This is a genomic window from Streptomyces boncukensis (genome assembly GCF_011045075.1).
GTDB lineage: Bacteria > Actinomycetota > Actinomycetes > Streptomycetales > Streptomycetaceae > Streptomyces > Streptomyces boncukensis.
Genome location: NZ_JAAKZZ010000680.1, coordinates 1 through 3262 on the forward strand (window position 1 = coordinate 1; position 3262 = coordinate 3262).

Sequence of the window (3262 nt, forward strand, 5' to 3'; positions counted from 1 at the left end):
CCAGGTCCCGGACAGGCGCCCGCCCCCTCTCAGAGCTCGGCAAGGGCAACCGTCGCATCGTCATGCCGCTTACCACCCCGCACCGCGGAACCCCCCTCGGCGCTCTCCTCCGCGCGCACCCGCGCGACGAGCGCACCGGCCCCCTCCTTGCGGACCAGCCCGAAGAGGTCCGCCCAGTCCCCGAGCCGGAACCTCTCCGTCCAGCGCGTGGCGCCGTCCGTGAGGGCGAGCAGCGCCCGCACCCGCGCGCGCGGAAGCGTACCGGTGACGGCGCGCTCCGCGACCCCGGGATCCGCCGCGGCCGTGTAGAAGCCGGAGCCGTCCGGCGCGTTCCGCAGGCCCTCGACCGCGCGTACGTACTCCTCCCGCGCGGCCGCCAGTGCGGGGGCCCGCTCGTCCCCTGCGGCGCGCAGCTCCCGCACCCGGTCCCGCAGCGCCCGCACCCGGGGAGGGAGTTCGTCCAGCCGCCGGTCCAGCACGGGGTGCACGCCGCCCTCCGGGTCCTCCACCAGCAGCGCCGAGTCCGACAGCACCAGGTGCTCCACGCGCTCCGCGTCCCACCGCGCGGCGACCACAGTTGACTGGGGTGTCCTGATATGAGAAAGATCACAGGATGCGCGGTGTGCGTCCGCAGTGCGGACGACCGCCGCCGCGAGACACTCGGCCAGCGTCATATCCCGCCGCGATCCGGACAGTTCGAGCAGCGCACCGCCGAGCCGGGCCGTGAACCACGGCACGCCGTGCACACAGCCGACGTCCTCCCGGGGCGGCGTCACGCCGTCCAGCACCACCAGCGCACCCCCCTCGCCCGAGGCGGGCAGAGCCACGGACACATAGTCCTCATTGGGCCGTTGGGGATCACCGGGCTCAGTGGTCACATCAATGCGCATGGGTGCAGTCTGCCGGAGCACGCGGCCCGGCGTACGGACGCCCACGCGCTCCGGAACTCTGGTACGGACCAGGCGCGGTACGGTGGCCGCCCCGCCCCCGTGACGCCCCGGATTCGACCGGAATGGACTGCTCAGGGAATCTGCGGGCGGGCATGGTGCCAGGACGTCCGAGGGATTTCCAACCCATGGCCAAACAATGCACGATCCGTTGGCAACACTGAGTTGTTCCACGACTCCTGAGTGATGTTCACTCCTTCGCGTGGCCCGGCGGGGGAACCAGGGGACAGCCCCCCGCCACTCACGTTGGACTGTGCCACCCGGGCTCCCCGGGGCAGGCGGGACGAGATTGCGAGCACGGGTGCGGAAGAAGCGACTTCGGAAACCGGGCGTGCCCACCGCCGGAGCCCCCGCCGGGCGGCGCGCACGGGTGCGCAACAGGCTGCTCGTCTCCGTCACCCTGTGCGCGGCGGCCGTACTCGCCGCGGGCGCGCCCACCCTGGCCGCGGCCTCCGCCGACACCAAGGAGGCGCAGGACCTCGTGGAGCGCGCGGAGCTCGGCCGGCGGGCCATCGCGCTCTCGCACTCCCTCGCCGATGAGCGCGACAGCGTGGTCGCCGCGCTGGCGGACACCGGCCCGGACGGCGGGGGGCCGGACGGCGGGGGACCGGACGGCGCGGAACCGCGCGTCGACGGGCCCGGCGCGAGCCTGCGCGCCCGCGTGGACCGGCAGGCCGCGAAGGTCCGCGGCGCGGCCCCCGACCGCGTCCGGGCGCGGCTGGCAGCGCTCCCCCAGACCCGGCGGGAGGCCCGCACCGGCCCCCGCGGAGCACGCGCCGCATACGAGGCGTACTCCGAGACCATCCAGGCGCTGCGCGGTATCGCGCAGGACGCGGCGCGCGAGCTGCCCGCGCGGGCGCAGAGCGCCACCGCTGGCGCGCTGCCCGAGCTGGCGCGCGCCGTCGACCAGGCGTCCGCCACCCGCGGCCTGCTGCGCGGCGCCCTCGCGGGCAGCGGCGCGCAGCGCGCCCTGACCTCGCGCGCGCAGCAGGCGCGCGCCCGCGAACAGGCCGCGCTCGACGACTTCGAGGAGACGGCCGACCGCGCGGACCGCGAGCGCTACCGCACGACCGTCACCGGCACCGACGTCAACGCCGCCGAGCGCTATCTGGCCAGGCTCACCGACCGGCCGTACCTCACCGCGCGCGACCGCGCGCTGAGCGCCGAGCGCGTGGACGCCGCGCTCTCCGCGCGGATCGCCCATATCCGGGGCGTGCAGTCCTCCTTCGCCGCGGCGGAGGTCAAACGGCTGGAGGGGCTGCGGGACGACGACGTGGACGCGCTCCAACTGCGTGCCGCGCTGGTGGGCGCCTGTCTGCTGCTCGCGCTCGCCGTCAGCGTGTGGTCCGCGCGCTCGGTCGCCCGGCCGCTGTCCGTCCTCAGGCGCGGCTCCGGACGGCTCGCCGCCGACCCCGCGGGCACGGAGCCGATCACCTTCCGGGGCCGCAACGACGAGTTCGCCGACGTCGTACGCGCCCTCAACGCGCTGCGCGAGTCCGCGGCCGGCCTCCAGCGGCGCGCCTCGTGGGCCGAGTCCGAGCAGGACCAGCTGGCCGTCGCCAAGGCCGAGCTGACGGAGCAGCACGAGCTGCTGCGGCAGGACCACGCCGCCCTCCAGGAACAGGCGCGGCAGTCCTCCGTCGCCGGGCACGCCCTGTTCGAACGGCTCGCCCGGCGCACCCTGGAGCTGGCCGAACGCCAGCTCGACGCGCTGGAGGGGCTGGAGGCGCGGGAGACCGACCCGGACCGGCTCGGCGCGCTGTTCACCCTCGACCACCTGGCCACCCGGATGCGGCGGCACAGCGACACCCTGCTGCTGCTCGCCGGAGCGCCCCGCGGGGGCGACGGCGCCGGAGGCGACGGCGGCGCCCCGCCCGGTCCCGCGCCGCTGCTCGACGTGCTGCGCGCCGCGGTCAGCGAGATAGAGCAGTACGAGCGCGTCGAGCTGGGCACCCTCCCGTCCGGCACCCAGGTCGGCGGGGCCGCGGCGGACGACCTCAGCCACCTGGTCGCCGAACTGCTCGACAACGCCGCCGCGTTCTCGCCCCGCGGGTCCGAGGTGCGGCTGACCGGCCGGACGCTGAAGAACGGCGAGGTGGCGGTCTCCGTCCAGGACGACGGCGCCGGGCTGCACCGCAAGCGGCTCGGCGAGGTCAACGCGCGGCTGGAGGCCGCCGGGACGCAGGGCCCGCCCGGGGACGGCGACCCGCTGGGCGGGGGCCTGTACGTCGCCGCGCGGCTGGCGGCCAGGCACGGCATGCGGGTGCGGCTGCGCGCGCGGCGGCTGGGCGGCACGGAGGCCGTGGTGCACGTCC

2 protein-coding genes are annotated in these 3262 nt (G+C 76.2%); one reads left to right on the forward strand and one right to left on the reverse strand.

Annotated features, from left to right (window positions below; translation table 11 throughout):
* Window positions 1–29: 29 nt before the first annotated feature.
* A complete protein-coding gene (locus tag G5C65_RS34135; protein WP_165302939.1) occupies window positions 30–890 on the reverse strand; it encodes a protein phosphatase 2C domain-containing protein in 861 nt (286 codons plus the stop codon).
* A gap of 388 nt (window positions 891–1278) precedes the next feature.
* Here G5C65_RS34135 and G5C65_RS34140 point away from each other — a divergent pair.
* Window positions 1279–3262 (forward strand): sensor histidine kinase (locus G5C65_RS34140; RefSeq protein ID WP_338146792.1); only part of this gene is annotated, 1984 nt, incomplete at its 3' end.